Here is a 26969-nt window from a genome sequence, read left to right on the forward strand (position 1 = left end):
GCCTGCGGACATTCCAAGCTAACAAACGCGCGTGCATAACTCCGGCCTACATATAGATTGTTTTGCGTTCAAGATTCTGCCGTACACCCTAACTTGTAATACTGGCTCAACCCGAAGCCGACATTCACGACGAGACCTTGCGATTCTGGATAGCCGACATTGGCGGCGCTTTCCAAAAATGTCTTCTATGTGAACCAGAGCAATCGTTTAGGCGCAGGCGTGACAGCGGCTTAGATCGTCTGCTATGAGTGCTTGGTTGAATTCGTTTTAGTGTGAGAACGCTCAACTCAGCATTCTTTCCGAAACGTCCTCAAGAAGGGTATGAAGATCGAATTCTTCACCTTTCTCCGCAAGCCCTTTGTCATGCAAAATGAAGGACAGCCCGTGCACGAAACTCCACAACAAAAAACCACGGCGGCGAACTTCGTCTGTGATTCCCGGTTCACCGAGACATTTTGCTACTTCAGTCAAAAGAATCCCGAAACTTTGCTGGCCGCCTTCCTCCAGCCGGGGATCCGCGATGCGGTCTGTGAAGCCGCCAAATTTCAGTCTGAAGATCCCGGGCTCATTTAACGCAAAGGCAATATACTCCATCCCTATGGCAGTAATGCGCTCGGGAGATCCTTCAGGAACGCCTTCCAGCGAAGTAAGCATTTTGTCTCGGTGCCGATCCATTCCCTCAAGGACAGTGGCGACCAGCATTTCTGTCTTGTCTTTGAAGTGCTTGTAAGGTGCCGCAGTCGATACGCCCGCGCGTCTGCACGCCTCGGATACGGAAAAACTGTCCGGACCTTTTTCTTCTACCAACTGTCGGGTTGCTTCGATCAGTGCAGCGCGGAGATCACCGTGATGATAGGCTTTCTTGCTGACGGAAAGACCAGCCGTTTGTCTGCTAGTCGAATGATTTTTTTCGGTGCTGCTCATGATCCAACATGTGCCAGATCACGTATCTCTTGTCAAAGTGAGAACTTCTAACATATGTTAGAGACGCTAACTTGATGGGGTCCCCAAATGCCGAATCCTGCCAATTCATCTACTGAAGCGACCAAACCGAGCCTATTTGCACGTGTGTTACGCGGCACTGTGCGTTTGGGAGTGACCGTCAGTTTTATAGCCGTTGCAGCGGCCGCCGTTCACTTTGGCGCATCCGAGCTCACCCGTAGAGCGGAGGCGGTGCCCGCACCGGATGCCGCCGCTGTGACCCCGGTATCCGTGACGCCGATAACGTCCGAGAGCGCTTACACGGTCGACCGTGTGTTCATCGGGCAGGTCGAACCTCAGCGTTCGGCAGATATCTCTTTCGAGCTGAACGGGACGCTCGATCAAATTCTGGTGGATGAGGGTGACAAGGTTGCCAAAGGTCAACTTCTTGCGACACTGGACATTGCACTGCTGGAGGTCGAACGCGACCGTCTGACAGCATCACGCGATGCCATTGCAGCCCAGCTTGCATTTGCAAGAAAGACGGTCGAGCGAAACGCGAAACTCATTGAACAAGGCTTTACCAGTCAAGCCCGTTTGGACGAAGCCGTTTCTCAGCAAGATGAATTGTTATCCAGAATTGGCGAGTTGGATGCGGCCCTCCGCGATGTTACCGTTCGGATTGAGAAATCCAGCATCGAGGCCCCATTTGCCGGTCAAATAACCGCGCGACACGTGGACGGTGGCGAAACTCTGCGCTCGGGCGAGCAGGTTCTGGGAATGGTCGAGGTCGTGTCGCCGCAGGTTCGGATTGGTGTTCCTCTCGATGTTGATCCGGCGCTTCTGGCTGATGTTGAGATCGAAATATCAGCTAAAAGCTACCGGGCTGAGCTTGCAACCTTGCGGCCCGATATTGACCCGGTGACCCGAACCCGCACTGCGCTGTTCGATCTGAAAAACGCTCCCGACGTTGCTTTCGGACAAACCGCACGTGTGCATGTACTCGATCCTGTCCAAAGTGCGGGAACCTGGGTGCCCACAACATCGCTGAAGGAAGGAACGCGCGGGCAATGGACACTGCTGGTTGCCGACGCGCAAAAGACTGTGCGCCTGGCGACGGTCGAAGTGCTGCATGCCGAAGACGACCGCGTCTTTGTGCGTGGCGCGTTTCCGGAAGGCACCGTCCTGATCGATCAGGGTCCGCAGCGGGTGAGCGTTGGTCAGCGCGTCGCCTTCGACACTGGCGAGTAACGGAGCGATCTGATGGAAACCCTTACCTTTCGCCATCCCCGGCTGGTTGCCCTCATCATTTTGGTGCTTGTGTCTGCAGGGCTGTCTTCGTTCCTATCGCTTGGGCGACAGGAAGACCCCACGATCACCAACCTCTTCGCAACCATAACCACGCAATTTCCTGGCGCAGACCCCGAACGGGTTGAAGCACTGGTTACCGCAGAAATCGAAGAAGAACTGCGAAAGATCGCCGAGGTAGATGAGATCAGTTCTGTCTCCCGCTCGGGCGTGTCGGTCGTTTCTGTTGAATTGCTGGAAACACTAGACGAAGCCACCATTGAGCAGGTTTGGGCCGAGGCTCGGGACGCCGTGGAAGATGCGCGCCAGAACTTCCCGGCAGGAGTATTGCCACCGGAATTCGATGCCGAAGGTATTGCTGCTTATTCCGCTGTCATTGCAGTTGCGGCCGAGGACCCCGACTTCCCGATAACTTTGCTGTCTCGTCATGCCGAAGCATTGGGTGACAGATTGCGCGCGATACCTGCGACACGAGCCGTCGACTATTTCGGTCAGCCAGAGGAAGAGGTGCTCGTAAGTGTCGATATGGACAAGGCCGCTGCGCTTGGGCTTGGCGCCGCCGAGATTTCCCAGCGGATCGCCGAAGCAGATGGGAAGGTTCAGTCTGGGCGGCTGCAATCCGATGTCGACCTAACCATTGGCGTCAGCGGAGAAATTGAGAGTCTGGATCGTATTCGGAGCATCGTCCTGCGTGAAAACGCGGACGGTGCAGTGGTGCAGCTCGGCGATATTGCCAGCGTAGACCGGGGCGCACGCGAACCGCAGTCCTCAATCGCTTTTGCCAACGGGATGCCCTCCGTTTTGGTCGGAATTCTGGCGCAGGACGGCGTGCAGATCGACCGCTGGACAGGCTTTCTACGGGATGAGCTTGAGGCCGGCGCCGCAGCGGTACCTTTGGGCATGCAGGAAATACTGCTGTTTGATCAAAGCCAGTACACGACGGATCGTTTGTCAGAGGTTGGGGTCAACATGGCCATTGGCGTGGCTCTGGTTGTGGCAGTTTTGTTTGTTACGTTAGGTGTTCGGGCAGCCGCGATCGTGGCTTTGGTTTTACCGGTTGTCTCGTTGGCGACCCTGGCGACGATGAACATGATCGGTTTGCCCATTCACCAGATGTCCGTGACGGGTCTGATCGTTGCCCTCGGTCTGCTTGTTGACGCAGCCATCGTGATGACCGATGAAATTCGACGTCGTCTGCAGGATGGGATGGAGCGACTTTCAGCCGTGCGAGATGCTGTTCGCCGGTTGGCCGCGCCTTTGCTGGCGTCGACCGTCACTACAGCGCTTGCCTTCACGCCGATGATCTTGCTGCCGGGACCCGCCGGCGACTTTGTCGGTGCCATCGCTATCGCCGTGGTGCTGATGCTTGTTTGGTCCCTGGTTGTGGCCTTGACTGTGACTCCGGCGATTGCGGGCTGGCTACTGTCCGATCGCCCAGACGCAGGAATGCTGAGCCGCGGTATCAGCATCCCGCCACTTGCCCGTATGTTCGAGGCCTCAATTCGATTGTCAGTCACCAATCCGGTGCGATCTATCGCGTTGGCATTGATCTTGCCGGTGCTTGGCTTTGCGGCCTTTCCAACGCTGACCGCGCAATTCTTCCCGGGCGTCGATCGCAACCAATTCTATATCGAAGTAGACATGCCGGGTGGAACGTCAATTGCCACCACCGAAGCAACCGCCCGCCAAATCGATGAAATGCTGCTGGCTGACGACGGCGTCAAAAGTGTCTACTGGACCGTCGGAGAGTCCGGCCCAGCATTCTACTACAACATCGTTGGAAACCGCTCACGAGAGCCTGGGTTTGCACAAGCTATGATCACGACCGGCACGGCAGACGACGCCGCCCGCCTTGTTGGAACGTTGCAGAGTCGTCTGGATACCGACTTTCCTGATGCGCAGATCATCGTTCGCAGTCTTGTTCAGGGCCCTCCGGTCGCCGCACCGGTTGAAGTCAAAATTCAGGGGCAGGACATCACGGTTTTGCGTGATCTGGGCGACGAGGTGCGTTCAGTCATGGCCAATCTCGATCTGGTAACCCAGGCGCGCGCCAGCGTGAACGGCGGCAACCCTCAAATCCGGTTCGAGATTGATGAGGTCAAGGCGCGTCTGCTGGGACTGGATGTGGCGGATATAGCTGGTCAGCTGGACACGGCGCTTGTTGGCATTACCGGTGGATCACTGATTGAAGGGACCGAACAGTTGCCGGTGCGTGTTCGACTGGGTGACGAGGTGCGATCAGACCTAAGCGCCATTGTCAGTATGCCCATCCTGCTGCCCAATGCTGCCGCCGTATCCGCCACAAGTGTTTTCCCTGCTGTGCCGTTGTCGGAACTAGCCAGGCCGGTGATCGAACCAGCGGAAAGCGTCATAACCCGAACGGACGGCGTGCGCGAAAACACTATCCAAGCGTTTATCGTCCCCGGTGTTTTACCCGAAGAGGCGTTGCAAAACGTACTAGAAGCGCTTAATGCGTCCGGGTTTGTGTTGCCGCAAGGCTATTCGATGTCCTTAGGTGGCGACAGTGATGCCCGATCCAACACCGTGGGCAATCTGCTTGCCTCTGTTGGATTGATTGTCACACTCTCCATTGCGACCATCGTCCTCACCTTTAACTCGTTCCGGCTGACGCTCGTGACCTTGGTCGTGTGCGTGTTGTCTGCAGGCCTTTCAATACTGTCGCTGGCCGTTATGCAATTCCCGTTCGGAATAACGGCGATTATCGGTGTCATCGGCTCGATCGGGGTTTCGATCAACGCGGCGATAATAATTTTAACCGGGTTGCAACAAGACGTTGACGCGAGCCAAGGCGACCGGGTGGCGATGGCGCGTGTTGTGACTGGTTCAAGTCGGCATATCATCTCGACAACGGTCACAACCTTTGGTGGTTTCCTACCCCTGATCATAGCTGGAGGAGCATTTTGGCCGCCATTCGCCGTTGCAATCGCTGGGGGCGTACTGTTGTCGACTGTCGTATCGTTTTATTTCACTCCGCCAATGTTCGCCCTGGTGCATCGTGGAAAGCTTGACCAACCGCTTGAGGCAAACAACCAGCATTCCCAGCCTCAAGAAGCTATTGTTGCGCTTGTGGCAGAGTGAGGTTCGAGACTACTTCTCCTTGCAAATTGGTATGTTTCAAAGCCGTCGTTGTTCGAAGCGGGGTTCACTTTCTGTTATGGGCCGCACGCCGGACTTTGCAAAGTCTGGTTTCTGCGTATTGCTGTAATTGGGGCATCGCGCAGCATCGGTCAAAGTGGGCTCGGTGCAGACCTTCGCTGCGTTCCAGCTAACAGACCTCTTTGCGGACAAAGCGGACGTTCGAACTCAGACGCAAATAATAACTCCGCGCACAATTGGCAAACAGGCTCAATGCTGTGATCAGAACCTGACCCTAAACGCCAGCCCAACCAATGGCGCTGTTTCATAGGTCTGACGACTAATTTCCGCTCCATTCGCATCATCTAGCGTCAGGCGGCCGTCAAATTCTGCGCCTGCAAATACGCTCAATGAAACTCCAGGATTTGGGTTGTATCCAACGGAAAGTACGACGGGGACACTCTTGTCTTCGCCCACCCCGTCCTGCGCGAGACCTTCCCCATCCAACCTGAATCGAATTCTCTCCGATCGTGCGGTTAAGGAAAGATCTATGGTCTCAGTCAACGTGTAGCTCAGGGTCAACCCGGGGCCTTGTGTCGCTCCAATCCCTGAGCCAGTGTTCAAGTTCCAGCGATCATTTAGGTCCCAATCGATCAGCAGGGCCGGAAAAAAATCTGTACCACCATCGTCAAATTGAGAGAACGCGCCAAAGGCCGGTCCTATCGTCAGGCGCTCGTTAAGTTGCCAAGCAATACCCGCGAAAACACCGTAGGTCCTACCATCAGATGCGGAAGCTCCAATTTGATAATCCCACCTGATCTGTGGTGACACAAAAACTGTTGCTGTATCGCTCGCACGAAATCGCATGGGAACAGCAACGCGCAAGTCACGGATGTTCTCCCATGGCTGATTGTTCGATTGACTAAAGCTATAATCCAGCTTGCCAAAGCTGGTTGAAAGCCCAATGGAGTTTCCTCCTTCCAGATTGTAAAGTGCGGTAGCACGTAGAAATGCTCGGCTTGCAGAGAATTCACCGCCGTCACTCAAATCCGCGTCCCCTTGAAACGCAGCAAGCCCATCAACCTGATACGCCCAACCTAGCCGAGGCTGCGCGGCTGAAGGTAATGCTGCAAATCCTAGAGAAATAGCTCCAAAGCAGCACGTTAGAAAAAGGTTTTTCATATGGCATTTCCCACGTGACGCTGATTCCTTTTGAGTTGCCATTCCTGAACGAGCGTTTCAAGTCCCTAATGGTCGGCTCTGTGGACTGCGGAGACATGGCTACTCAATGACATATTTATACAATACGAAGCTTAAGCACTGACACTGATAACCTATAGCTGAATGCAGTTTATTCAGCGTGATGAGCAAGCTTGCCGTCCCATTCCTCTGACGAAACTTTGGGTTCCGGCGGGTCCGCAATGTACGACGGTGTCATTATCTGTGTTCCGTTTTCATTAAACACATCGACAATGTTTTCGCGCAAATCGGACAAAATCTTAGGCAAGCTCGATCCGCGCGAAGTGTATGCGTTGATCTCATAATTGATTGCGTAGTCAGCCAGCTGCGTCCAAAGCACAAAAGGTTCAGGGTTCTTTCTTAACCCTTGAGTACGATGAGCTGCCTCTATCAGCATCGCTTTGATTTTCTTTGGTGGCTCCTCGTATCCGATCCCTACTGTCGTGTGAACCAACAGCCCTCGACCATCCACTTTGCGCGAATAGTTTACGACTTCGGAGTTGAGCAGCTGTGCATTTGGAATGCTAATCATCTCGTTCTTTATCGACTTAATGAGTGTTTCCATCAGTTTGATCTCGGTTACATCCCCAATCTTGTCGCCAACCTGAATTCGATCACCGACATTGGTACTGCGTCTATAGATGACAAACAGACCGGCCATCATATTCGAGACGACCGTGTTCGACCCTAACGATACCATGATGCCGGCAAGGATAGTCAGGCCTTGGAAGGCTCGAGAGTCAGATCCGGGAATATAAGGGTAGGCAAACACCAGCGCGATCACAATCAGCAAAGCCCTGCACAGCATTTTTGTTGGTGCAATCCAATGATCTTCAAAATCTTTCAGTTGGAAAGCGCCGCTCTCGACGTTGTCAAAAAAAAGATCGAGGCCTCGAATTCCCAACCGTGTCACAGCTGCAATGATTGCGAGCATGATCAAGTTGGGGATATATTCAACAATTGCCAAAACGACGGTTACGAGCGGCTCGCTGACATACTTCAAGAGGATCTGGGCAATGCCCTGGGTCTCGGCAAAGGAGAGCAGCACCAATGAAAGGTAGTAGTAGAAAAAGAACAGAAACAGGACCCACATCAATATGTGTATTGAATAGACGATAATCGACGCGATTGCCCTGCTTCTCAAGAGCGATTTCGTGGCTTCTTCAACACCTTCAGCTCTCTTTTCCAAGATGTTTCTAAAGTAGTCTAATAACATTCGCCGTTTCGCAAAAAACGCATAAGAAGTGAGGGCAAAGACTGCTGTCCAAGCAAAGGCAGCCATCGCACTATCTACTCGGCCCTCATTGGACCGAGCATCTCGGTATTGAAGGATTGCAGTCTCAATCGCTTCGGACTGAAGCCCAGCTAGAACTTCAATAACCATTTGTTCGTGCTCAGCATCAGCTTGGGTGGTGATCGTAACCATCTGCCCGTCAACGCGTATCATTTTCCCAAATTCGGCGTCCGAAATCTCAAGCTGTACTGAAGCTTTCGTGGATGCATTGGCGACTTGAGCGATCCGCTCCTCAATTTTTTTCGCTCGTTCGGTTGCGGGCAGCGCACTTGAACCGCGAACCACGAACAATTCTTCGCCATCCACTATCACCGGCGCAATAAACTCGGGATCTTCTCTCTCTTCAGCCGGTGCGAGGATTTCTTCAGACTGAGCAAGCGCAACAGTGCAGGAAAATAGAAGAGGCAGTAACCATAGCGTAAGAGCCCTCATGATTTTGCTCCTTCTGCGGGAATAATATGCACATCGCGTTGCGGGAACGGTATAGATATGCCTTCTTTATCAAACCGCTCTTTTGCTTGACCGGTCAGGTCCCAATAAACGGTCCAATAGTCATCAGACTTGGACCATGGACGGCAGAAGATGTTGACGGAGTTGTCTCCCAACTCACCCACGAAAATTTCTGGTTCTGGTGCCTTCAGACAAAGCTGGTGATGCGCAACCAAGTCTTTGAGCACTTCAATTGCTTGGGCAGCGTTGTCCGAATAGGCGATACCAAAGACCAGATCGACCCGACGTTCTTCGGATGCACTTACATTGGTAATGACATCCCCCCAAATCTTGCTGTTGGGAACTATAATAATCTGGTTGTCGAATGTTCTGATCTTGGTTGAAACCACCGACATCTCATCCACAAACCCAGATGAACCGCCCACTTGGATATAGTCGCCAGTGTCGAATGGCTTGAGGACCATGATCATCAGACCGCTTGCGAGGTTTCCCAGCGTTTCCTGCAATGCGAAACCTAGGATGAACGACAAACCACCGAGCACGGCAAAAAGCGGTGTGACGTTAACTCCGAACAAAGCTAAAACGACGAGTATACCAAGGACGAAAACGGCCCAGTATACGGCGGTGGCAATGAAGCGTTTCAGCATTCTGGAGATAGTTGGAATTTTGTTCAGACCCCGTTCAGTGACCCGGCGCACCATCCGAGCAATGAACATCATGGCCCAAACTGCCAACAAAACACCCAGACCGGCCATCAGCAGGCCTACGCCCCCATCCCACGAGAACAACCAGGCCCAAGCGTTCTGAAAAAGCGTTTGAAGGTCGGTAGTTTTTAGGGCTCCCGTTTTCAACGCGAGAATATAGTCAGAATGCGGTTCTAGATCTTCCGCCTTCGCGCCTTTCAAGGCCCATGCTTCGAGCACCAGACGATAGTTGTTGAGAGTTTCTGATCCAGAGTCGTTCAAAGAGGACAACTGAGACCGCAAGTTGTCTTCCCGAGCTCCGCTCGCCGACCGAAGTTGCAAGTTTACTTGCGCGACTTCTTCGAGCCGAGAGCGCACATAACTCTGCCAAGTACCAGCGACTTGGGAAAGCTCTTCCGCGGTTAGGGGAACAAGTAGGATCTCGAGATCGTCAGCCGCAATCATCTCATCAACGACTGCATTTTTTAGATCGTCATTCTCGACCTCCACAGCCTCTTGGTCGGCCTCAGTCTCTTGCGCGCCGGCAGGAAAAGCACTCGCTAATGCCGTGAACCAAATGAATGACCAAATCTTCAACGTTCTCAGTGCTCGTCTCATCTGTCTGTCCCTTACTTCTTTAACGGTCGAAGAGAGCATACACAGATGCAACAAATCCAGACTTATGTTTATGTTTGAATGTTTCCTTGTGACGAACCCCACGGATTTTTGGGTCGCCGTAGATATAGAGAACCTCTCAAATTCGCGGAACCACAGATCTGCGAATGAAACAGAAATTTCCGCAAAGGGGTCATAGACTTGCCGTGCACGTAGAATTGGGAGCCTTTTCCATTAGACCCATTAAACCGAGAATAACGGCCTCCTGGCGACACCACTCACTTGCGTCTCCAGGAGGCAACCAGACAAGTCTGGCGAATGCGCGAGCAACAGAGGTAATACAAATTCGCCACGCATTCGAATACTTGAATCTAAAATACAACAAATCAAGTAATTTTACGCGCGCCAAAAAGTTTGCTCTCGCGTGCATGAGAAATTCTTGTTTATTCCAGCTTACACGTCCGCTTCAGAAAACGTGGCGGCGCTGTGCAGATGGCGGGTGACGAACTTTGACTGTAGCGAACAGAATTTGCGCTCATGCCAACTTGGTTGACTAACAGCGGCCAACCGCACATTCGACTTAGTCTGGCCAGTCCCATGGTCAGACTAAATCCCCGCGTTGCCCATCATCCCAGATAGAGGTGACGCGGGGAACTTTGATCCATCTTTCAATCAGTACCGTAACACCAACACCCCAAAACTACCGCCCGCGTTGTTCACCTGGTTTCCCTCCGAACGATGCGGGTTTTTTTTGGGGGGGATGGGGATATAATGAGTTTCCATTTTGCAGAGCGACCGACTGGACCTTCTACTTCTGGTTTGGTCGATGGCGCAAGTGTTGGCCTCATTACCACCTGCTTTTCAAACCATTCGAAAGGACGCAGCCATTCATTTTAGTTTGAAGATTCGCGTTTTCGGTTTTCCCTCATATCTTCATTCTGCAATATTATAATGGGATTGTTCCTATGAAAACGACAACTAAGACCCTTGCTGCCGCTGCCGTTCTTGCATGCGGAGCAACCGTAGGACATGCCAAGGACAAAAAATATTCTGCCAAAAGACAACGCAGAGTTCGTAAACTATGGCGAGGAATCCGGCTGGAATATGTTTGTGGATTAGAGCCGAAATACTTGCCTGATCGAACGGGTGGATGAGAATACCAACGTTGTTCAAATGGGTCTGACCCCAGACAAAGATTTTGGCTACATGGGTGTTTTTACAAAGGCAGACATCGAATTTGAGGATGATAAAGCCTAGCTGCTCATGGACAACAAATTATACTATGGCGATACAACAGCGGCGCCACCTAATTTGGCGGACGGGTACAAAGGCGGTTATCTCATTGCCAACAATCCCGACTTCGTCACAGACGTAATGGAGCGCGAAACCATGATTGTAATGCCAGAGTCTAATTTTGCCTTCGAATTAAGCCTTGCTGGCACCAAGAAGGCAATTGAAGCGGCGCGTGAGTGCAATGCTTCTCTGACCAACTGATCGGTGTCGATACTTCAAGGCCGTCCACTTTGTGGGCGGCTTCGTTTGTGACTGCGCGAACCCTGTGTATCGAGGAAGCTTATAATCGATTTCAGGCTTCAATTTCGATCAACTCTGTTTTGTAACTTAGATAGTTAGTCCCTTTGTTCCAAAATAACTTTTTAGAGGCGCAAATATACGTGCGCTTCGGGCTCGATGGGGACGTTCGCTCGATCGCAACGAATGTCCACATTGCGGACAAAGCTGACTTTCGCCCTTCGGCGGCCTTCGCCTGCTTGCAGCCCGAAGCGGACATTCGTAACAAGATTTTGCAATTTCCGAGACTGGGTGTAGGTGCGTTTAAACTGCTACATGTATATGATTGATTTTATAAATTAATATGCTGAAACTTCGCCCAAAAGTTTGCATGCTACAGAGAACCCATCGAACAAACAGGCTCTCAGGCTTTTATACGGTGCCCAATTGCAGTTTACTCCCAATCACCAGCAGACGAGCGCCACGTTTTAGCTTCTGCGTCCCAAACACTGGCCGTAACGCAAGGCGTTGGGTTTATTCCGTCGCAATTGGATCCATGAATACCTGCCACAACAACGCGTTGGCGCCCAAAATCAACGACTGTCCAGCCTTGATTGAGCAAGGAGTGCACCTCTTCACCAACCCAAAAATGCGACATGCATCCGCCAGTCCCGCAATAAAGAGATGCGGCGCTTGAACACGCGAAACCAGACTCATTCAGAACCCAATCGCGTTGTAGGTCTCCGTCGAGATCGACCTTCTCAACCGCACCCCAATCTAAGTCAAATTGAGCGTCGTTGAATTCCGCGCAGGCCTGTGCCGCCAGATCAACCTTCGCCTGCAAACCGGGCGTAAGGCGCGATACATCAGCCGCGACATCTGGTGAGGTCCAAACAAGGCCCGAAGCAAGCACAATCCCGGCGACCAAACACTTCATCTGACGCGCTATTTGGAAAGCTGGTTGGCACAAGGTATCAATTGCACTGATCATATCGGTAGTCCCCATATTCCAGCCAGTTTGCCGAGCCTTCGTTAAAAATCAGAAACTCGGACCTGTCCTCCCCAAGCAGGGCCACGACAAATTCGGCTGGCGGCTCAGAATTTCCGAAGTAACTGTAAGCAGTCATGGCTCTGATCGACTCGCCGTTGACTGTTACTCGCGCGTCCCACTCTTCCCCCGAGTTGTCCAAAATTACGGGTTCGATCACGCGCTCTATCGCTCCGCCACCACAATAGACGATGCCTTCGGGGGGTTCGTAGTAGGACCGCTGGCTAGGATCTGAATCGCAGGCGGAACGAAGGGACCGAATTGCCGCGCTGGAACCTTTCAAGTCAAATATTCCGTAGCTGACATCTTGATCAATCATCGACAGGTTAACCGATGCATTGGCCGCAAGCTGGCCCAGTACAAAACCATAGTCCTCTTGACTATTGAAACTGACCTCGACGGGATAGGTATCAACGATCTGTACGGCAGCGTTTTCTGCGCCAACCTGAAATGCTCCAACTTCGGTGGCTCCGTTCTTCAAGAAACGAATGGAAAGCCCCTGCTTGTCCGTAATGTCCTGGCTGTCCTCATATCCAGCCGGAGCAAAGCGAATACGGTTACACTGAAGTTCCAGCGTCATGTTTCCGGTTTGAATAAATGCATTGGGAATAGGCCCAGAGTTGAACGACCACTCCGCTGATGCAGTGGTCGCCATAACCATCATTAGCGTCCCAGTGGAAATCGTTTTGAAACTCATTTTCTCTCTCCATGGTGTTACGGTTCGCACTGTCATTCAGCCTGAGATTCCGGCCAATTGCCCCGGCAACCAGGTCAGGAAACAGGTTCGCCGTATTCGTTTGCGCCTTCTTCCGAAGGGCGCGTCAACCACCAGATCATCAGAATGGACAGAACCAATTGAAGAATTGAGACAACAACAATACCGGTCACGCCCAGGACTGCCGCGGGTCCTCGTAATGCGTCAGGGTTCTCGGTCCCTTGCTCCAACACCGAAAAGAACGCCACGCCACCCAGCATAACAAAAAGCGTTGTAATGCTGAGCGCCATCGGCAGCAGCAAATACCAGCCAGGTCGTCCTGTATCATGCAGCCTTCGCCAACCGGCGGCCAGCATAGGTATGAGAACAGCCAGTTGAAAAACAGAGGACAGAACCCGAGATCCCTGCCCCGCTTCAGGGTTGGTCCCTAATAGGATCGTATCCAGCACAGCTAAAGCCGCACTCACGAGAACCACAAACAAGAAGAACCACCAGTATTCTGAGCGTATAGCCCGACCGGAAAACTGGAAGTATTTCGAGAAACACGTTTTAACGGCTTCACCAAATCCCATTTTTCAATCCTTTCTTAGTTTCTGTGCGGCCTCAGAACGCCTCGCGGACCCAAAAGCACGCCTTCGCCCTTCTGGGTTTTCCCGCCTTCTATTTTTGTTTGAACGCCAAAAACCTATCTTTCAAAAAGGTAGCGAAATTTACGCGCGGAAAAAATGTTGATTTATGAAAAATAAGATTCAAACATGCGAATTCGACTAAGCTTTATTTGACCCACGTTGTTATCGGCCCCGGCAATCAACTCGATATCGTTCCCCCGACCAATCCGTTGGCGACAAATCTTTGGGATAGGTAAGCACCGGATCGAGCTGTGCTCAATTGGCTGAGTAGAAGCGGACGCTTAAAAAAGGAGCATCCAATTTCACTAGATTCGATGGACCCTGATGGAGAAGAAAATGACCAAAAAGACAGTGATGATTGCAGGCACAACTTTGTTTGCATTGCTTGCGGCATGTGACGAAACGAGTACGTCTAGCGCGTCCGCCGAACCCACGCCCGCTCAGCAGGCATGTTTGCGAGATGTGGCCAAAACCACGAACAATTCGCAAGTCGTTGTGCTCTCGTCGGCGTTTAGCGAAGCTGGAACACAAGTCACTGTCGGCGTTGGTGAGGATCGTGCTCCTTGGAATTGTATTGCTTACACGGATGGTGCGACAGCTGGTATCGAGTTCCTGGGCGACGAAGGCGCACTGTAATCTGGTCGCTGTGTATCTCGAAAGCACCAGTCGTGATCAAATTTGAGTACCGGTAAGCTCAGACATTCAGACCTCGTAATAGGATTGGGTTTTAACATGCTCAATCATGCTAAGGTTGTAGAAAATGCCCGTAACCAACTCGGTTGTATTTGCGATCATTTGCACTTTTGTGGCTATTGTATCAGTCCCAAAATACAGCATGGCCCAAACTTGGGACATCGCATCCCAGCACTCTGTCAGTGGCGTAACGGTGTATGATACCGATGAGCTGTTAACGTTTGCCGGTCAGTTGGCCTTCGACCGGTCGGGGCGCATCACAGCGGCGGATGTCGCATCAACGATTACGCAGATCTACCGAGAAGACGGTTACTTCTTGGCTGAGGCCTGGCCTGGTCCCGATGGGCAGAGCATAGTTGTTGATGAAGGGCGTATTCAAACCATCGAAATAGAGGGGGTAGATACGCGCACGTTCCAAACCTTGGAAAATATCTTTCGCCCTCTCACTACCGCATATCCTATAACTCTAAAACGATTTGAGCGGGCCGTTATGTTAGCCGAGGACATACCCGACTTGGACGTGTCGACCGAACTTGATTACCCGGATCAGACTGGTGCTCGGCTGAGAGTATTGGGAGAGCCACTGCGAAAACAAGCCGGTAGCGCGACACTCGACAACCCTCCGCGTGAGCTTGGAGAAGCGCTTAGTTTTTATGTCGTACAAGAGTTTTATTCGACGCTGACCGTCGGAGATTTGCTGCGATTTGAGGGATCAGGCAATTACAATTGGGACAAAGACGAAGAACACTCATTGTGGGGCGCTCTTACCTATCGCACGCCGCTGAACAGCAATGGTCTATACGGTGAGATTTTTTATGGGAACGTCAACGCAAAACGCGACATTTCAGGGGACTTTGCCAGAACAGATATTGACGGCGAGAACTTCACCCTTGCGTTGGGCTATCCTGTGATCCGCGATGTTGCTCGTTATGGATACCTGCTTTTGGATTATCGCCTTTCAGAATCGGATTCTGTTAGCGGTGGCGTTCCATTGTCCAGTGACGCAAGTGTTGTTGGCCTTACCTATCTGTACGGGCAAAACTATTCCAAAGGGCAAGCCCTTGAAGCCGGGTTAACACTGTCTTTTGGCGACAATGACAACGACACCACAGACGCAAACTTTGACGACGGGAACTCTTCGTTCTGGCACCTACGAGGCGGCGTCGGATACGAAAGCCCACTTACGGGCTTGTCGCCCAACACAGCTTGGCGCACCGAGATTTGGGGGCAGTACACAACAGACCGGTTGCCCTCTGTTGAAGAGTACTTCCTTGGTGATCGTTATGCTTTGCGCGGATATCGATTTGACGAAGTAGACGGTGATTCCGGGATTTCTGCGATATTCGAAATATCTCACTCCTACTTCCCCAGCTCTCAGAGCATTCATCGGCTAACGCCCTTTGCCTTTTTCGACGTGGGTTACATCTCGAACAATGACCCTGCGAGTTTTGAAGTTGATAATGCTACACTGGCATCCACAGGTCTGGGTTTGGACATCGAGTTCAAGCAAAACCTATTTCTGTCCGGATACGTCGGTGTCCCTTTGAGAGACGGCCCTTTAACCGAATCTGGCGATCCTGGCGCGTATCTTGCTCTGACAACAAGTTGGTGAGGATGTTATGAAACGGAACCGCATTGTTTTACTTACTGCAGCTTGTTTGATTGCAGAACTGGCCGCTACTCAGGTCGTTGCCCGCGGAAATCACTACGGGTGGTGCCGAGGCGTAGGGAACCCGCACCAGTCGAGCCAAGGATGCGGGCAGGCTGGTGGGCAAGGGGCAGGTAATCAAGTTACTGGCCCAACTCAGCCGGTGGCAAATCAGTTGCCGCCTAAGGGAACGCAGCAAACACCCACGTCCGTTACTGTTCCAGTCCTTGCTCCGGGCGCGGTTCCGAACGCAATTCCCGGTCAGGTTCCTATTGCGACACCAATAGCGGTTCCTGGTCAGGTTCCCACACCGATAGTAGCGCCGACGCTAACTCCGCCTTTGGCACCAAACGCGACACCAAACCGGGTTCCGACAGCTGTTCCCAATCAAGTTCCACCATTGGCTACCGGTCCTACCGCGGTGCCGCCGCAAGTTCCGACTGCAACTCCTAATCAAGTTCCGACAGCTATCCCTGGCCAGGTTCCGCCTCAACCTACCGGCCCAACAGCGGTACCGCCACTTGTGCCAACCGCAACGCCAAACCAAATACCAGTCGCAGTTCCTGGTCAGGTCTCACCTCAGCCCACTGGACAAACTGCTGTGCCACCGCTCGTCCCGACTGCAACACCAAACCAGATTCCGGTCGCAGTGCCCGGCCGTGTTCCGCAACCCAGCGGTACTACGGCGACACCCCCGCTTGTCCCAACCGCAACCCCCAATCAGGTTCCCACGGCGGTTCCTAGCCAGGTTCCACAGTTGACGCCGAAACCGACGGCAACTCACGTGGCCGTCCCAGGACATCCGAAACCTCAAGGCGTCGTGACAATCATGCGCCCCAAGCCGAGGCCGACAACCGGTAGTGTCCAGCAACCTAGCACAACACAAGTGACCCACCATTTAACCCACCAAAGTAATGCGAAGAAACACGATCACGTCGCAGCAACACCTGGACGACATGACCCGCACGACCTACCGAGATTCCGCAACGCGGCGGCCAAGGAAGACTGGGAATGCGTTGCCAGCGGATTTGGACAGCGCCGGTATGATGCTGGGCGAGGCGTGTTGCTGAACAACGGAGCGTTGCGGCACCTCGGAAACGTGGACGCAATGGCCCGGGATGTACCTGCTCGGCATCCAAAACACTCTGGGTGCATTATTTCGGTTAAACGAAAGCAGCGCTGAAGCTCGCTTGGTAGGTTTTGCGCGGACAATGAGATTAATCGACCACTAGTTTGTCAATTGTCATCTGGTTAATCGGATTTCGCATTACCCTTATTCCCTGGCGTTTACGTTGACTGACGTAGCCCAACAATGCTCCGTACCTAAATTTACTTCACATAGGCCAACACTCTAAAGTGCCGCACTTCCAACAAGAGCCTCCGACCATCTGGGCAGTTCAGGTTAGGCACGCGAAACTTTGCAAAGTCAGCTTTCTGCGCGTCGCTGACATTAGTGCTTTCAGCAGCATCGGTTGGTTTGGGCTCGGTGCGGTCATTGGCAGGTTTCTAATGAATGTCTGCCTCGCGGACAAATCCACCTTATGCTCATCGTTTTCTGATGGCTGGTCTCACACCAAAGCGGACCTTCATTTCGAGCTTTACATCCTCCGAGATGCGTACGAAGCGGGCATTGCTCAAGGCGACCAACGCACAGTATCTGGCATCCGTCGCTTGCGACTACTAAACTGTCGTACCAGAGATTAATTCGCAGTCGTCTGACAGCCTCTGGCCTAAACACAAGGGGCTAGACACCAGAGCTGAAGCGTGGCTGGATTGCTTAGAGATTGTCTAGTCGGACGGAGATCCCCAAAATTGAAAAGAAATGCACACAAGCTGTTAGTGACTTCCGCTATTGCTATCGCTCTTTTGGCCTCCGGTGCGGTATTTACTGCTTCCACTCAACCAGCAAGCGCAGAGGCTGGTTATTTCTGGGATGAAACCGTTGAGTCTGTAGATAGAAGCCCTTGGATATTTGAAGGCACAAATGTTTTTGGCGAATTAGCACGAGTTCCACCGTCAGATTGGGTACGTACTTTGGAAAAAGCGGCATACCCAACTGAGCTTGAGACTTTTGTTTTCACAGCTAGCAATAATGAAGAACAAAACATCAACGATTGGTTGCATCAAACGCATACCGATAGCTTTTTGATTTATCACGATGGCAAATTGGTCGCTGAAAAGTACTTCAATGGCATGAGAGCTGATACGCCTCACCGCATTCACTCGATCACCAAGACAGTGTTGGGTATGGCAGCAGGGCTGGCGGTTGAGGCAGGAGAATTAGATCCTAAAAAGCTGATCACCGAATACCTGCCAGAGTTGGAAGGCCCAGCATTTAAAAATACAACGGTTAGACACCTACTTGATATGACCGCTGCTGTTGATTGGAAAGATGCTTCTAGCGGCTACCTAGACGATGCCGGTGATCTGTTCTGTGCGTTTGGTCAGGATCTCTCTGAAAAAGTTGAAATTTGCGATACAGAGTCTGGCGTTAAGGAGTACATGATCTCTCTTAGTGATCGCGAGACCTTGGTAGAAGACGGTGAAGTTTATAGTTACCGTTCAGTGCTATCTGCGTTGCTGGGTATAGTTATCGAGTCGGCAACTGGAGAAAGCTATCTGGATGTACTGGCCGAGTTGTGGCAGGACATCGGTGCTCAAGACCCTGCATATAGCGAACTAGGGCCAAAAAGGATTGTGCAAACGAGTGGTGGGTTATTTACCAGCTCTCGTGACCTATTGCGATTTGGCATAATGATGCTGGACAACGGAAAGGTTAACGACACTCAAGTTATTCCTCCAGATTGGATAGCTGACACGATTCAAGCAAATGATGACGTTATCGCAGCTTATGAGAAAAGCGCATATGCAGAGGTGTTTGAAGGCTTCCACTACCGTAATCAAGTTTGGGTGAAAGACAGGGAAAAAGGCGCGTTTTACGGCATTGGTGTCTATGGGCAGCTGTTGTATGTGAACCAAAAAGCCAATGTGGTTATGGTGAAGCTATCAAGCCAGCCAGACGTTCAAAATACACCTATGTACCTGGACTCTATGGTTGCGATGAAAGGCATTGCAGAGACTTTGAGTAAATGAATTTCAGATTATCTTAATCTAGCAAGCTGAGCCAAATGGCTCGGCTTATACTACGGAAAGACTTAACAGTGTCGTCGGGTTAGTACCGGGTGACCTCGACTGCGACCGCAGCAAACACCACACCAATCAACAGAGCTTTTGTATTCACTGCCGAAAGGCTGGGTAGTTTAACCCGAAGAGACAGGGCTATTATCACACCCCCTGTTAACCCAGTTGCAATTGAATAGATCATGCTACTTTTGTCTGCGTTGAGACCGATCAATATGCCGACTGCAAGCGACGCGACAAAGTATGCGCGTAGCCATCCAGACATGTGTCCGGGGTGGGTTTTATAGAGAAAGATATTCACCCCAAACAAATGCAATGAATAAGCCAACGTTCCAACAGCGTACAGCTCAGGTGATGTTCCCGTCGTTTGCATGACGGTAATGGCAAGCAAGCAGTTATAGGTTCCAAGTGCCACTGTGTCCAAGCCAAGCGACAACCTGTTATCGGCCCCCGTTTCGCGACTGGCTTCCAGCAAGTAGTAAATGAGAAATCCTAGGAGCGAATAACCGAACAGCGAGTTTTCCCATTTGCCATTTGCAGCCAAATCGGCCGACAATTCACCGATTTTTGGCAGTAAGAAAAGGAAAGCATAGCCAAGTCCGATCCCTGATGAAAAATCAGAAAGCCAGCCTGCTAGGGCGGGGAACTTCCAGTAAAAAGACACGCAGAAGACGTGAACAGTGCCGATGACTGCAATTGATGTTATCGCGAGGTATGTCGACGCGTCGAACACGGCTAATATCCAATGAACACATTACACACCGATGAGACACCCCTTGGGAGCGTTTGCACAACCCAAAAAGTGAAGAAGGTGCGGTTTGAATAGAACACTCAACGACAGCTTTCTTCTGAACTTCCGGCATTGATGCACGGTGCAGAAATTTGAACTTAGGGCTCCTTCGAGTCCTTCGCCGCGTCCCGCCTAAATGTCAGGTTTTGAGTTCTCGGAGGGAAGGCCTTAGATAAAAGCCATTGGACATTGCTGAACGGGTGTTACGTGAACACGTTCAGAGAATCGCCGATTCTCCACTTAAAAACTTGATTTTTAAAGATTTTCTCAAGGGTTTGTGGAACGTCACAGATCTTTGACTCAATCGATGGCAAAAACCTCAAGAAATTAGTACATCACGTCATTCGTATCTGACCCAAACGTCAGGCATTTCTGACCCAAACTGAACTGCGTGCCCAGATCTTTCAACTATTCAGAGCAGTAAAGTGTTTTTCAGTTTCATTGACTCCGATTTTTGGGATCAACGAAAGAGCGCACGCTAAAGAACTGACAGATAGTTTTTCCCCGCAAATCTCGAACTCCGTGGACAAGCAGTCCGATGCTGGCGTTCACGACTTGACCTTTTGCTTGGTCGGCTGACCGCAGGTGGGACAATGATCGACCTGTGATATTGTTTCGGTATGCACGCGGTTTCGGATATGATCGGCAGCGCGGCGCGAGAGACCCAATTGCTTGCGAACTGCGTCAATCTCTTTCTCATCGGCCTCGCAGATATCGCCGTCTTCCAAGGCCTTTCGAAATTCACGTTCCAGGCTGGCCCGTCGGCGGTGCAACTGGTCGTTCAGGCCGCTGGCAATGATCCCTGCAGGCAACGCAGCCATACCGATGCCAATCACGGTGATCGCAGCGCCGAAGATCTTACCGGCAACTGTCACGGGCGTCACGTCGCCATAACCAACGGTCGTCAGCGTTGCCATCGCCCACCACATCGCTGCGGGGATCGAACCGAAGGCATCCGGTTGCGCTTCGTGCTCGGCCAGCCAAGCACCGCTGGCCGCAAAAATCAGCATCACCATCAGGATGAAGAAACCTGCAAAAAAGGCGCCAGCCTCTTCCTCAAACACAGCAAGCAGCATGCCGAGCGCGGGGGAATACCGCGTGAGTTTAAGCAGCCGCAACATGCGGAAGGTACGCAGCAGACGCAGGTCAACCGGGAAGATCAAGTAGAGCAGCGCAGGTAAAATCGCTAGTAAATCGATGATGGCGATCGGGGAGACGGCCCACGCAGCGCGCGTTTTGTAACTTGGATTTTCAGTGGCGACCCACAGCCTTGCCGCGTATTCGACCACGAAAACAAACAGAGAAAGACCCTCAAAGAGGTTCATAGCCAGGCCCCAACGGAAATATATGGAGTCAACCGTTTCCAGGATAACGGCGGCCACGTTCAGCGTGATTAGGGCAATTAGAGCTATTTCAAGCAACCAGGGACCGGTGGCCGCCCGGTCCGGGCGCTCGAGCCACCAATAGACTTTTCTTTTTAGATAGCCTGAACTTGTAAGTGCCTCACTCATGTCGAAACTGCGTCCAGGCGCGCGTCAGGGGGATCGCGATTTGCGATAGCAAAGCTGTCCCCCAGATCAGATTGCCTACCAAAGAGGGGACATGTGGGACGACAAAGAAACAGATGATTGCCAGCACTATCCCGAATACACGCACGTCCCATCGCCCGAAATCCGACGCCAAACGATGTTCTATGACGTTTTGAAGCACCCAAAGCATGGCGATGTAACCGGCAAGACCGAAACAGCCTATAGCGGCATATTCGGTTGGATATGGCTCCCAAAATCCGACTTTGACCTCGGCAGCAAGAGCCACGCCGACCATGACGCCGCAAAGCATCAAAATCAGGTGCGCAAGCCACCAGATGACCAACGTCGACACCTTTTTGTCTTTTGGTTTGGCATTGCCGACAAAGTCGAAATAGATCCAACACATCACGAACATCGAAACGCCACCGATGACGAAGTTGACCAGTACGTCCGGTGATACTTTGTAAATTCCTTTTTCGGACAGGGTGACGACCAGTTTGAAGAACCCTTCGCCTAATACGATCAATGTTAAAAGAGCAAACCGTTCAGCCATATGGCCAAGACGCGGGACAAACCTCTCGAAACGCAGGACTGTGACACCGGGGATCATATACATCGCCTGCGTGGCCACCATTGCGACGGCAAACACCCAGTAAGCAAGAGGAGCAGGCAAAAAGGCTGCAATCGCAAAGATCACCGCAAAGACCGAGAAATTGCGGATCTGGGCCGTCGACATCGACTCGCCTGATGAATTGGCCCGCCGGGCTCGATAGTACAGCGCCGCGATCATGGCCCTGTTCGCAGCAAATCCTAACGCGAAGAAAACCCAACCCTTTCCGTCAATAGCCGGGATCGCCGCTGCCATGAACATCACCGTGCAGATCATCACGGCCATGATCAGCCGATGCCAAAAGTCGGTACTGACGTAGATCGAGTTGAATATGCTGAGTTCGCCCCAAGCGTACCAGAGCGTTATGAAGACTCCGGCGAACACAAGAAACCCATGCAGATCGAGATGATGCGACAGGTAATTGCCCAATAGAAAGATCGTCACGACGTGGATCAGGTCGTAGAACAGCTCGGCCCAGTGGACATGGTCGTGCGCGTGGTCGAGGTCTTGGTGATGTTGCGGCTTCCGCCAGATGGGGTGATCATGCAGTGCCATAAATTAGGAACTCTTCCAGGTTGAAGGGCTGTAGCGGCCGGCATTCGGCCACTCCGACTGAGTTTTTAATTTAAGAGGAAGGTTGTCGCGGAGACTTACGTCATGCAACCCCCACAATGGTTGTTCAGCGATGGCAGGCCGGGCGACACCTGTCCGATCGTGGTTTTTTTTGCGCCGGAAGTGCCTGGTATTCACTGGTGTCACGCGGCCCTGTCGTCTCGTAGATGCAGCAGGAAGCGGGCGTAGTTTTCCTCGCCCTGCGCACCGGTCACGAGGTGACGTTGATCGAACACCATTGCAGGCACGCCCCGAACACCTTGGCTGATCCAGAATTGCTCTTTTTGGCGCAAATGATTGGCCCGATCTTGGCTTTGCAACATGTCTAGCGCATCCGCGCGGTTCAGCCCGATGCCTGCGGCCGCGTCGGCGAGAACCTGCATGTCCGAGACGTCCTCGCAACGGGTGAAGAAGGCCGCAAAAAGTGCCTGCTTCATCTCGTGGCCTTTTCCTAGTTCCGTTGCCCAGTCAATCAACTGATGCGCTCGGAAGGTGTTATACATCCGCATGTCATCGGTGTAGTTGAACTTGAACCCAAGTGCTGCGCCCATCTCGCTGAGGCCGGCACGCGCCTTGATCGATCCTTCCAAAGTGGTCCCGTATTTTGCCGCCAGATGTTCGCGTAGGTTCACGCCACCCTCGGCCATCTGCGGGTTCAGCTCGAATGGATGCCAATGGATATCTAGTTCGGTCTGGGTGTCGCGCGCGGCTTTGGCAAGTTGGTGGTAGCCGATCACACACCAAGGGCAAACAACGTCTGACACGATATCGACGCGAATGGGCAGAGCAGCTTGCACGGTTTAGGTTCCTTTTACATCGCTGGAAAAGCGCGACGCGTTTTCCTTAGCAAAGGCGCTGGCATCTGCGTTGGCATCCCAGAATTGGGGGTTGGCCTTTGGGATGGTCAACGCCCGCTGCACGGCCGGCCGGGCGTCAATACGGTCGAACCAGGCGTTCAGATGCGACAGGTCCGACACATCTACCCTTGCCCAGACATATGCACGCGCCCATGGGAACAGCATCATGTCAGCTATGGTGTACTCGTCTGCAGCAATCCATTCGCGCCCGTCCAGACGAGAGTTCATCACCTCCATCAAGCGGCGGCTTTCGTCCACGTAGCGACGGATTGAAAAGGGCTCTTTATTGCCATTAGGCGCAGCGATGTGCTGGAAATACATCGCCTGTCCCATCATCGGTCCTACGTGCCCAACCTGAAACAGCATCCATTGCATGACCTCGGACCGTTTGACCGGGTCCGATGGCAGAAATTTTCCGTATTTCTCGGCCAGATACCACAGGATCGCGCCGGATTCGAAAATCGCGCGCCCTTCCGAACGGTCTTCGATGGTCGGGATCTTTCTTCGGCGAGCGCTGCAAGATGGCGGGCTTTTGACGCTACATACGGCCAATGCTGGTGATCTGGTCACGGAAGCATCCCTGTTTGCAGACCGCTATCACTGCGACGCTGTGACCGAGCTTTCTACGACGGTCTTATTCCTCCCGAGGGACGAATTGATGACGCACTTAGAGGATGCACCTTCATCAGATCATCTTTTGATCAGGGCGTTTGAACAAACAGCGAGAGATCTGCAGGTTTTGCGGACCCGCATTGAAATCATGCGCCTGCGAAAGGTGAAAGATCGGCTGGATGCCTATCTCGAACTGTACGGTCCACCGGAAGAAGGCGGTTGGGTGCGTGTTCGTGTTGCCGATTGGATCGGAGTGACGCCCCCCCGCGCTGTATCGCGAGCTGGCGAAGTGTCGAGCGAAAAATGACGTTCACCGTCTCGCAGCTAAATCGTAGGTATCGGCTCAGTGTTGCCATTTTCCAAGGTGACCACGGTTGGTTGTTCGCAGCCCAAAGCAGTTATTTTCAACTAGAACATACAGTTTTTAGATCATAATACCTTAGAGTTTCGTTACATTGAGCAAACTGATCCTGAGTGTGCTCGGAAAACGCCCAAGGGGCTCACTACTTTGTAGATCACGAGTGAGTAGGCACCTTAGAGTAATTCCATCATCGATGAGGTTAATCACTTGGACAGTTAGCCTTCAGAAAACAGGGTTATACACTCGTAAGCATGGCGATGAAATAGCTTCGGTTGATGCAGGCAATTGCGTAGCGCAAGAAAGGTCCATCAGCGTAAAAAGGCAAAGACAGAAACCATCTATGTCCCAATTGCATGAGTATTTTTCGATTTTTTCACAGGACTTTGCGCTTCCGACACTCTATCTCGCATAGTTCCTGGAAACACTGGGTTTGCCTATTCCCGGTGAGACAGTTCTGATTTCCAGCGCCGCTATTGCAAGTCAGGGCGACCTCAACATTTTTTTGGTGGTAGTTGTCTCGGTCGTGGCGTCGATGACAGGTGACAACGTTGCGTATTTCATAGGTCGCTGATTTGGGCGCAAGGTCATTCTAACATATGGGACAAAAATAAGGATCACACAGGAAAGATACGAAAAAGCTGAGCAGGTAACCGAGCGCTTCGGTGCTTATGTTGTTGTCGTCGCTCGGTTCTTTATCTTACTGCGTCTGCTAAACGGTCTCGTGGCCGGCGCCACGGGAATGCCTTGGCAAACATTTCTTCTGGCCAATGCAATCGGATCACTGCTTTGGGTAAGCTTCTGGACAACACTTGCATATAAACTCGGTCAGAGTGTCTCGTTGCTTCCTTGGGTGACGCACCATTTAGCAATAGTAGCCAGCATTGTGGTTGTAATGACCTTGTTGCTTATAGCCGTACTATTTATCCGTGCTAGGCATGTTGGCAGAGACAAAAGCGTTTAACTCGACAACAAACCACACGCCGCTTTTTGATCAACTGTTCTCGAAAAACCAATCACTTTGAGAGCATATCGTTTTGGACGCATCCATACTTAAATTTGAGCCTATTGTTGCCCTGACTAAAACTTTGGTCGCGGCTGCAACCCAGCTTTCTTGACGTAGAAGAATCGTGCGTATTGACTGACCGGGAGCTTGGAAGGAGCCCGAGGCAACATGGCAATTATTGGATTGGTGACAATTGTACTCGTTGTTGTGTCTCTCCTTACTGGCCGGGTAACTCCAGTCATAGCGTTGATATTGTTCCCGCTCGCAGGAGCATTATTGACGGGTTTCGGTCCTGCGGAACTGTCGGAGTTCTTTAACTCAGGTCTGCTTCGAGTTGCGCCGGTCGCCACGATGTTCATCTTTGCGATACTCTTCTTCGGCATCTTACAAGACACAGGCCTTTTTCGCCCGATTATCAATTGGGTCATCGGGGTGACCAGGGGCAACGCGGTGGCAATTACTGTTGCCACGGCAATGGTCGGCGCTCTGGCCCATCTGGATGGCGCTGGTGCAATGACATTTCTTCTTACTGTTCCGGCCCTGCTACACTTTACGTCGGGCTTGGGATGAAACGGTATTTGATGTTGATGATGCTGTGCTTGGCTGCCGGCCTGGCGAACATGCTTCCTTGGGCAGGACCATTGGGCAGAGCTTCTGCTGTCTCGGGTATTGATCTGACTGTGCTTTGGCACCCTCTGATACCCATCCAGATTATCGGGCTGGTGCTGTTGGCGGGATTTGCGATCCTGATCGGACTACGCGAGAAACGCATAATGTCTCAAACAACAGGGACGGTTGCTCCGACTGGCAGCATGGCACAATACGCCTTGAAGGTGACTGACGAAGAATTGGCGCTGGAACGCCCTCAATTCATTTTCGTAAATGGGGGGTTGTTTTTGGCGACGGTCGTAGCGTTTGTGGTGGGTTTACTGCCGCCTGCATTTCTCTTCATGATCTCGCTTTCGTTGCTTCTACTCATCAATTACCGCGACGTGGACAGCCAAATAAACCGGATGAAAGCGCATGCGCCTTCCGCGCCGACAATGGCTACGATTATCTTTGCTGCTGGGGCGTTCCTGGGCCTTATGGACGGTACAGGAATGCTCCGGGTTATGGCTGAGCAGTTGGTCGAGATCTTGCCTGAAAGCGTTGTACCAACATTACATATTTGGGTCGGGCTGATCGGCGCACCGCTTGAGTTGGTGCTTAGCACGGACGCATTTTACTTTGGTTTGATGCCGGTGATGCTGGAAGTTGTGGAACCAACTGGCGTCTCAACCGAAAGCATTGTCTATGCGATGCTCATCGGCAATATCATTGGCACGTTCATCAGCCCGTTTTCGCCCGCCCTTTGGCTTGCACTTGGATTGGCCGGTGCAAGCATGGGGCGGCATATTCGGTACTCGCTGCTCCCATTATGGCTGTTTTCCATCGCAGTTTTTGGGGTCGGTTTTTTGTTGGGCTTGTACTGAACCCATTCCCAAAAGCACTACAACAGGCTTGGTACGACTGTTTTCTGGAAGACTCATGGTTGGCTGGTCGGCAGCCCGAAGCGGGCATTCATCGCCGAGCTTAGCAATCTTCGACATGCGCAACGTTGCTACCG

The 26969-nt window shown here is 52.1% G+C and carries 22 protein-coding genes; 10 read left to right on the forward strand and 12 right to left on the reverse strand.

Translation table 11 applies throughout. From position 1 onward, the window contains the following. Window positions 1-282 precede the first annotated feature (282 nt). Window positions 283-924 (reverse strand): TetR/AcrR family transcriptional regulator, encoded by a 642-nt coding sequence (locus tag ACR0I1_RS19565; protein ID WP_480707600.1) that lies wholly within the window; start codon window positions 922-924, stop codon window positions 283-285. A 171-nt stretch (window positions 925-1095) separates the two neighbouring features. On the opposite strand from ACR0I1_RS19565, the gene ACR0I1_RS19570 reads away from it, so the two are divergent. Together ACR0I1_RS19570 and ACR0I1_RS19575 are read left to right on the forward strand one after the other, a co-directional pair. Then, window positions 1096-2172, forward strand: coding sequence for an efflux RND transporter periplasmic adaptor subunit (locus tag ACR0I1_RS19570; protein WP_480707601.1), 1077 nt, complete (start codon window positions 1096-1098; stop codon window positions 2170-2172). Window positions 2173-2184: 12 nt separating this feature from the next. Next, window positions 2185-5328, forward strand: coding sequence for an efflux RND transporter permease subunit (locus ACR0I1_RS19575; protein ID WP_480707602.1), 3144 nt, complete (start codon window positions 2185-2187; stop codon window positions 5326-5328). A 279-nt stretch (window positions 5329-5607) separates the two neighbouring features. Here ACR0I1_RS19575 and ACR0I1_RS19580 read toward each other — a convergent pair whose 3' ends face one another. The 3 genes from ACR0I1_RS19580 to ACR0I1_RS19590 all read right to left on the reverse strand — a co-directional run bounded on the left by ACR0I1_RS19580 (window position 5608) and on the right by ACR0I1_RS19590 (window position 9609). Then, window positions 5608-6507 carry a hypothetical protein gene (locus ACR0I1_RS19580; protein ID WP_480459834.1) on the reverse strand — a complete coding sequence of 300 codons (900 nt, stop codon included), beginning with the start codon at window positions 6505-6507 and terminating at the stop codon, window positions 5608-5610. A 169-nt stretch (window positions 6508-6676) separates the two neighbouring features. Then, complete coding sequence (locus ACR0I1_RS19585; protein ID WP_480707603.1) at window positions 6677-8290, reverse strand: mechanosensitive ion channel family protein; 1614 nt, start codon at window positions 8288-8290, stop codon at window positions 6677-6679. Further along, the gene (locus tag ACR0I1_RS19590) at window positions 8287-9609 is read right to left on the reverse strand and encodes a mechanosensitive ion channel family protein (RefSeq protein WP_170567857.1); all 1323 of its coding nucleotides are present in this window, start codon (window positions 9607-9609) and stop codon (window positions 8287-8289) included. Before ACR0I1_RS19590 ends, ACR0I1_RS19585 begins: the two co-directional genes overlap by 4 nt. 1260 nt (window positions 9610-10869) lie before the next feature. Here ACR0I1_RS19590 and ACR0I1_RS19595 point away from each other — a divergent pair. Further along, complete coding sequence (locus ACR0I1_RS19595) at window positions 10870-11100, forward strand: hypothetical protein (protein WP_170512780.1); 231 nt, start codon at window positions 10870-10872, stop codon at window positions 11098-11100. A 469-nt stretch (window positions 11101-11569) separates the two neighbouring features. On the opposite strand, the gene ACR0I1_RS19600 is transcribed toward ACR0I1_RS19595, so the two are convergent. The 3 genes from ACR0I1_RS19600 to ACR0I1_RS19610 all read right to left on the reverse strand — a co-directional run bounded on the left by ACR0I1_RS19600 (window position 11570) and on the right by ACR0I1_RS19610 (window position 13450). Further along, window positions 11570-12052 carry a hypothetical protein gene (locus ACR0I1_RS19600; protein ID WP_480707604.1) on the reverse strand — a complete coding sequence of 161 codons (483 nt, stop codon included), beginning with the start codon at window positions 12050-12052 and terminating at the stop codon, window positions 11570-11572. 37 nt (window positions 12053-12089) lie between these two features. Then, the gene (locus tag ACR0I1_RS19605) at window positions 12090-12860 is read right to left on the reverse strand and encodes a hypothetical protein (RefSeq protein WP_480707605.1); all 771 of its coding nucleotides are present in this window, start codon (window positions 12858-12860) and stop codon (window positions 12090-12092) included. Window positions 12861-12934: 74 nt separating this feature from the next. Further along, window positions 12935-13450, reverse strand: a complete 516-nt coding sequence (locus tag ACR0I1_RS19610; RefSeq protein WP_480707606.1) for a DUF805 domain-containing protein — start codon at window positions 13448-13450, stop codon at window positions 12935-12937. Window positions 13451-13843: 393 nt separating this feature from the next. Between ACR0I1_RS19610 and ACR0I1_RS19615 the strand changes: the two genes are divergently transcribed. The 3 genes from ACR0I1_RS19615 (at window position 13844) to ACR0I1_RS19625 (ending at window position 18941) form a co-directional block, all read left to right on the forward strand. Beyond that, a complete protein-coding gene (locus tag ACR0I1_RS19615; protein WP_170471152.1) occupies window positions 13844-14143 on the forward strand; it encodes a hypothetical protein in 300 nt (99 codons plus the stop codon). Window positions 14144-14312: 169 nt separating this feature from the next. Beyond that, on the forward strand, window positions 14313-15812 hold the full coding sequence (locus ACR0I1_RS19620; RefSeq protein WP_480707607.1) for a ShlB/FhaC/HecB family hemolysin secretion/activation protein: 1500 nt from the start codon (window positions 14313-14315) through the stop codon (window positions 15810-15812). 1875 nt (window positions 15813-17687) lie between these two features. Beyond that, the gene (locus tag ACR0I1_RS19625) at window positions 17688-18941 is read left to right on the forward strand and encodes a serine hydrolase domain-containing protein (RefSeq protein WP_480707608.1); all 1254 of its coding nucleotides are present in this window, start codon (window positions 17688-17690) and stop codon (window positions 18939-18941) included. A 79-nt stretch (window positions 18942-19020) separates the two neighbouring features. On the opposite strand, the gene ACR0I1_RS19630 is transcribed toward ACR0I1_RS19625, so the two are convergent. The 5 genes from ACR0I1_RS19630 to ACR0I1_RS19650 form a co-directional block, all read right to left on the reverse strand. Further along, complete coding sequence (locus ACR0I1_RS19630; protein WP_480707609.1) at window positions 19021-19722, reverse strand: hypothetical protein; 702 nt, start codon at window positions 19720-19722, stop codon at window positions 19021-19023. A 605-nt stretch (window positions 19723-20327) separates the two neighbouring features. Then, the gene (locus tag ACR0I1_RS19635; protein WP_480707610.1) at window positions 20328-21290 is read right to left on the reverse strand and encodes an ion transporter; all 963 of its coding nucleotides are present in this window, start codon (window positions 21288-21290) and stop codon (window positions 20328-20330) included. Beyond that, window positions 21283-22473, reverse strand: coding sequence for a low temperature requirement protein A (locus tag ACR0I1_RS19640; RefSeq protein WP_480707611.1), 1191 nt, complete (start codon window positions 22471-22473; stop codon window positions 21283-21285). The genes ACR0I1_RS19635 and ACR0I1_RS19640 overlap by 8 nt, the downstream gene beginning before the upstream one ends. A 200-nt stretch (window positions 22474-22673) precedes the next feature. Then, window positions 22674-23327, reverse strand: a complete 654-nt coding sequence (locus ACR0I1_RS19645; protein ID WP_480707612.1) for a DsbA family oxidoreductase — start codon at window positions 23325-23327, stop codon at window positions 22674-22676. Window positions 23328-23330: 3 nt separating this feature from the next. Next, window positions 23331-23957 (reverse strand): glutathione binding-like protein, encoded by a 627-nt coding sequence (locus tag ACR0I1_RS19650; RefSeq protein ID WP_480707613.1) that lies wholly within the window; start codon window positions 23955-23957, stop codon window positions 23331-23333. An 88-nt stretch (window positions 23958-24045) separates the two neighbouring features. On the opposite strand from ACR0I1_RS19650, the gene ACR0I1_RS19655 reads away from it, so the two are divergent. From ACR0I1_RS19655 to ACR0I1_RS19670, 4 genes are all read left to right on the forward strand, one after another. After that, window positions 24046-24306 (forward strand): hypothetical protein, encoded by a 261-nt coding sequence (locus tag ACR0I1_RS19655; protein WP_480707614.1) that lies wholly within the window; start codon window positions 24046-24048, stop codon window positions 24304-24306. Between the two features lie 640 nt (window positions 24307-24946). Next, entirely contained in the window at window positions 24947-25321 is a 375-nt protein-coding gene (locus tag ACR0I1_RS19660) for a DedA family protein (RefSeq protein WP_480707654.1), read from the forward strand. A gap of 210 nt (window positions 25322-25531) precedes the next feature. Beyond that, window positions 25532-25933, forward strand: a complete 402-nt coding sequence (locus ACR0I1_RS19665) for an SLC13 family permease (RefSeq protein ID WP_480707615.1) — start codon at window positions 25532-25534, stop codon at window positions 25931-25933. Beyond that, entirely contained in the window at window positions 25930-26835 is a 906-nt protein-coding gene (locus tag ACR0I1_RS19670; RefSeq protein ID WP_480707616.1) for a hypothetical protein, read from the forward strand. The genes ACR0I1_RS19665 and ACR0I1_RS19670 overlap by 4 nt, the downstream gene beginning before the upstream one ends. Window positions 26836-26969: the final 134 nt, after the last annotated feature.

It is taken from the genome of Ruegeria sp. B11, from assembly GCF_056539785.1.

Coding starts and splice junctions, on each gene's coding strand:
- ACR0I1_RS19565 (WP_480707600.1), bottom strand. CDS start 924: ATGAGCAGCACCGAAAAAAATCATTCGACTAGCAGACAAACGGCTGGT.
- ACR0I1_RS19575 (WP_480707602.1), top strand. CDS start 2,185: ATGGAAACCCTTACCTTTCGCCATCCCCGGCTGGTTGCCCTCATCATT.
- ACR0I1_RS19580 (WP_480459834.1), bottom strand. CDS start 6,507: ATGAAAAACCTTTTTCTAACGTGCTGCTTTGGAGCTATTTCTCTAGGA.
- ACR0I1_RS19585 (WP_480707603.1), bottom strand. CDS start 8,290: ATGAGGGCTCTTACGCTATGGTTACTGCCTCTTCTATTTTCCTGCACT.
- ACR0I1_RS19590 (WP_170567857.1), bottom strand. CDS start 9,609: ATGAGACGAGCACTGAGAACGTTGAAGATTTGGTCATTCATTTGGTTC.
- ACR0I1_RS19595 (WP_170512780.1), top strand. CDS start 10,870: ATGGACAACAAATTATACTATGGCGATACAACAGCGGCGCCACCTAAT.
- ACR0I1_RS19600 (WP_480707604.1), bottom strand. CDS start 12,052: ATGAAGTGTTTGGTCGCCGGGATTGTGCTTGCTTCGGGCCTTGTTTGG.
- ACR0I1_RS19605 (WP_480707605.1), bottom strand. CDS start 12,860: ATGAGTTTCAAAACGATTTCCACTGGGACGCTAATGATGGTTATGGCG.
- ACR0I1_RS19610 (WP_480707606.1), bottom strand. CDS start 13,450: ATGGGATTTGGTGAAGCCGTTAAAACGTGTTTCTCGAAATACTTCCAG.
- ACR0I1_RS19615 (WP_170471152.1), top strand. CDS start 13,844: ATGACCAAAAAGACAGTGATGATTGCAGGCACAACTTTGTTTGCATTG.
- ACR0I1_RS19635 (WP_480707610.1), bottom strand. CDS start 21,290: ATGAGTGAGGCACTTACAAGTTCAGGCTATCTAAAAAGAAAAGTCTAT.
- ACR0I1_RS19640 (WP_480707611.1), bottom strand. CDS start 22,473: ATGGCACTGCATGATCACCCCATCTGGCGGAAGCCGCAACATCACCAA.
- ACR0I1_RS19655 (WP_480707614.1), top strand. CDS start 24,046: ATGACGCACTTAGAGGATGCACCTTCATCAGATCATCTTTTGATCAGG.
- ACR0I1_RS19665 (WP_480707615.1), top strand. CDS start 25,532: ATGGCAATTATTGGATTGGTGACAATTGTACTCGTTGTTGTGTCTCTC.
- ACR0I1_RS19670 (WP_480707616.1), top strand. CDS start 25,930: ATGAAACGGTATTTGATGTTGATGATGCTGTGCTTGGCTGCCGGCCTG.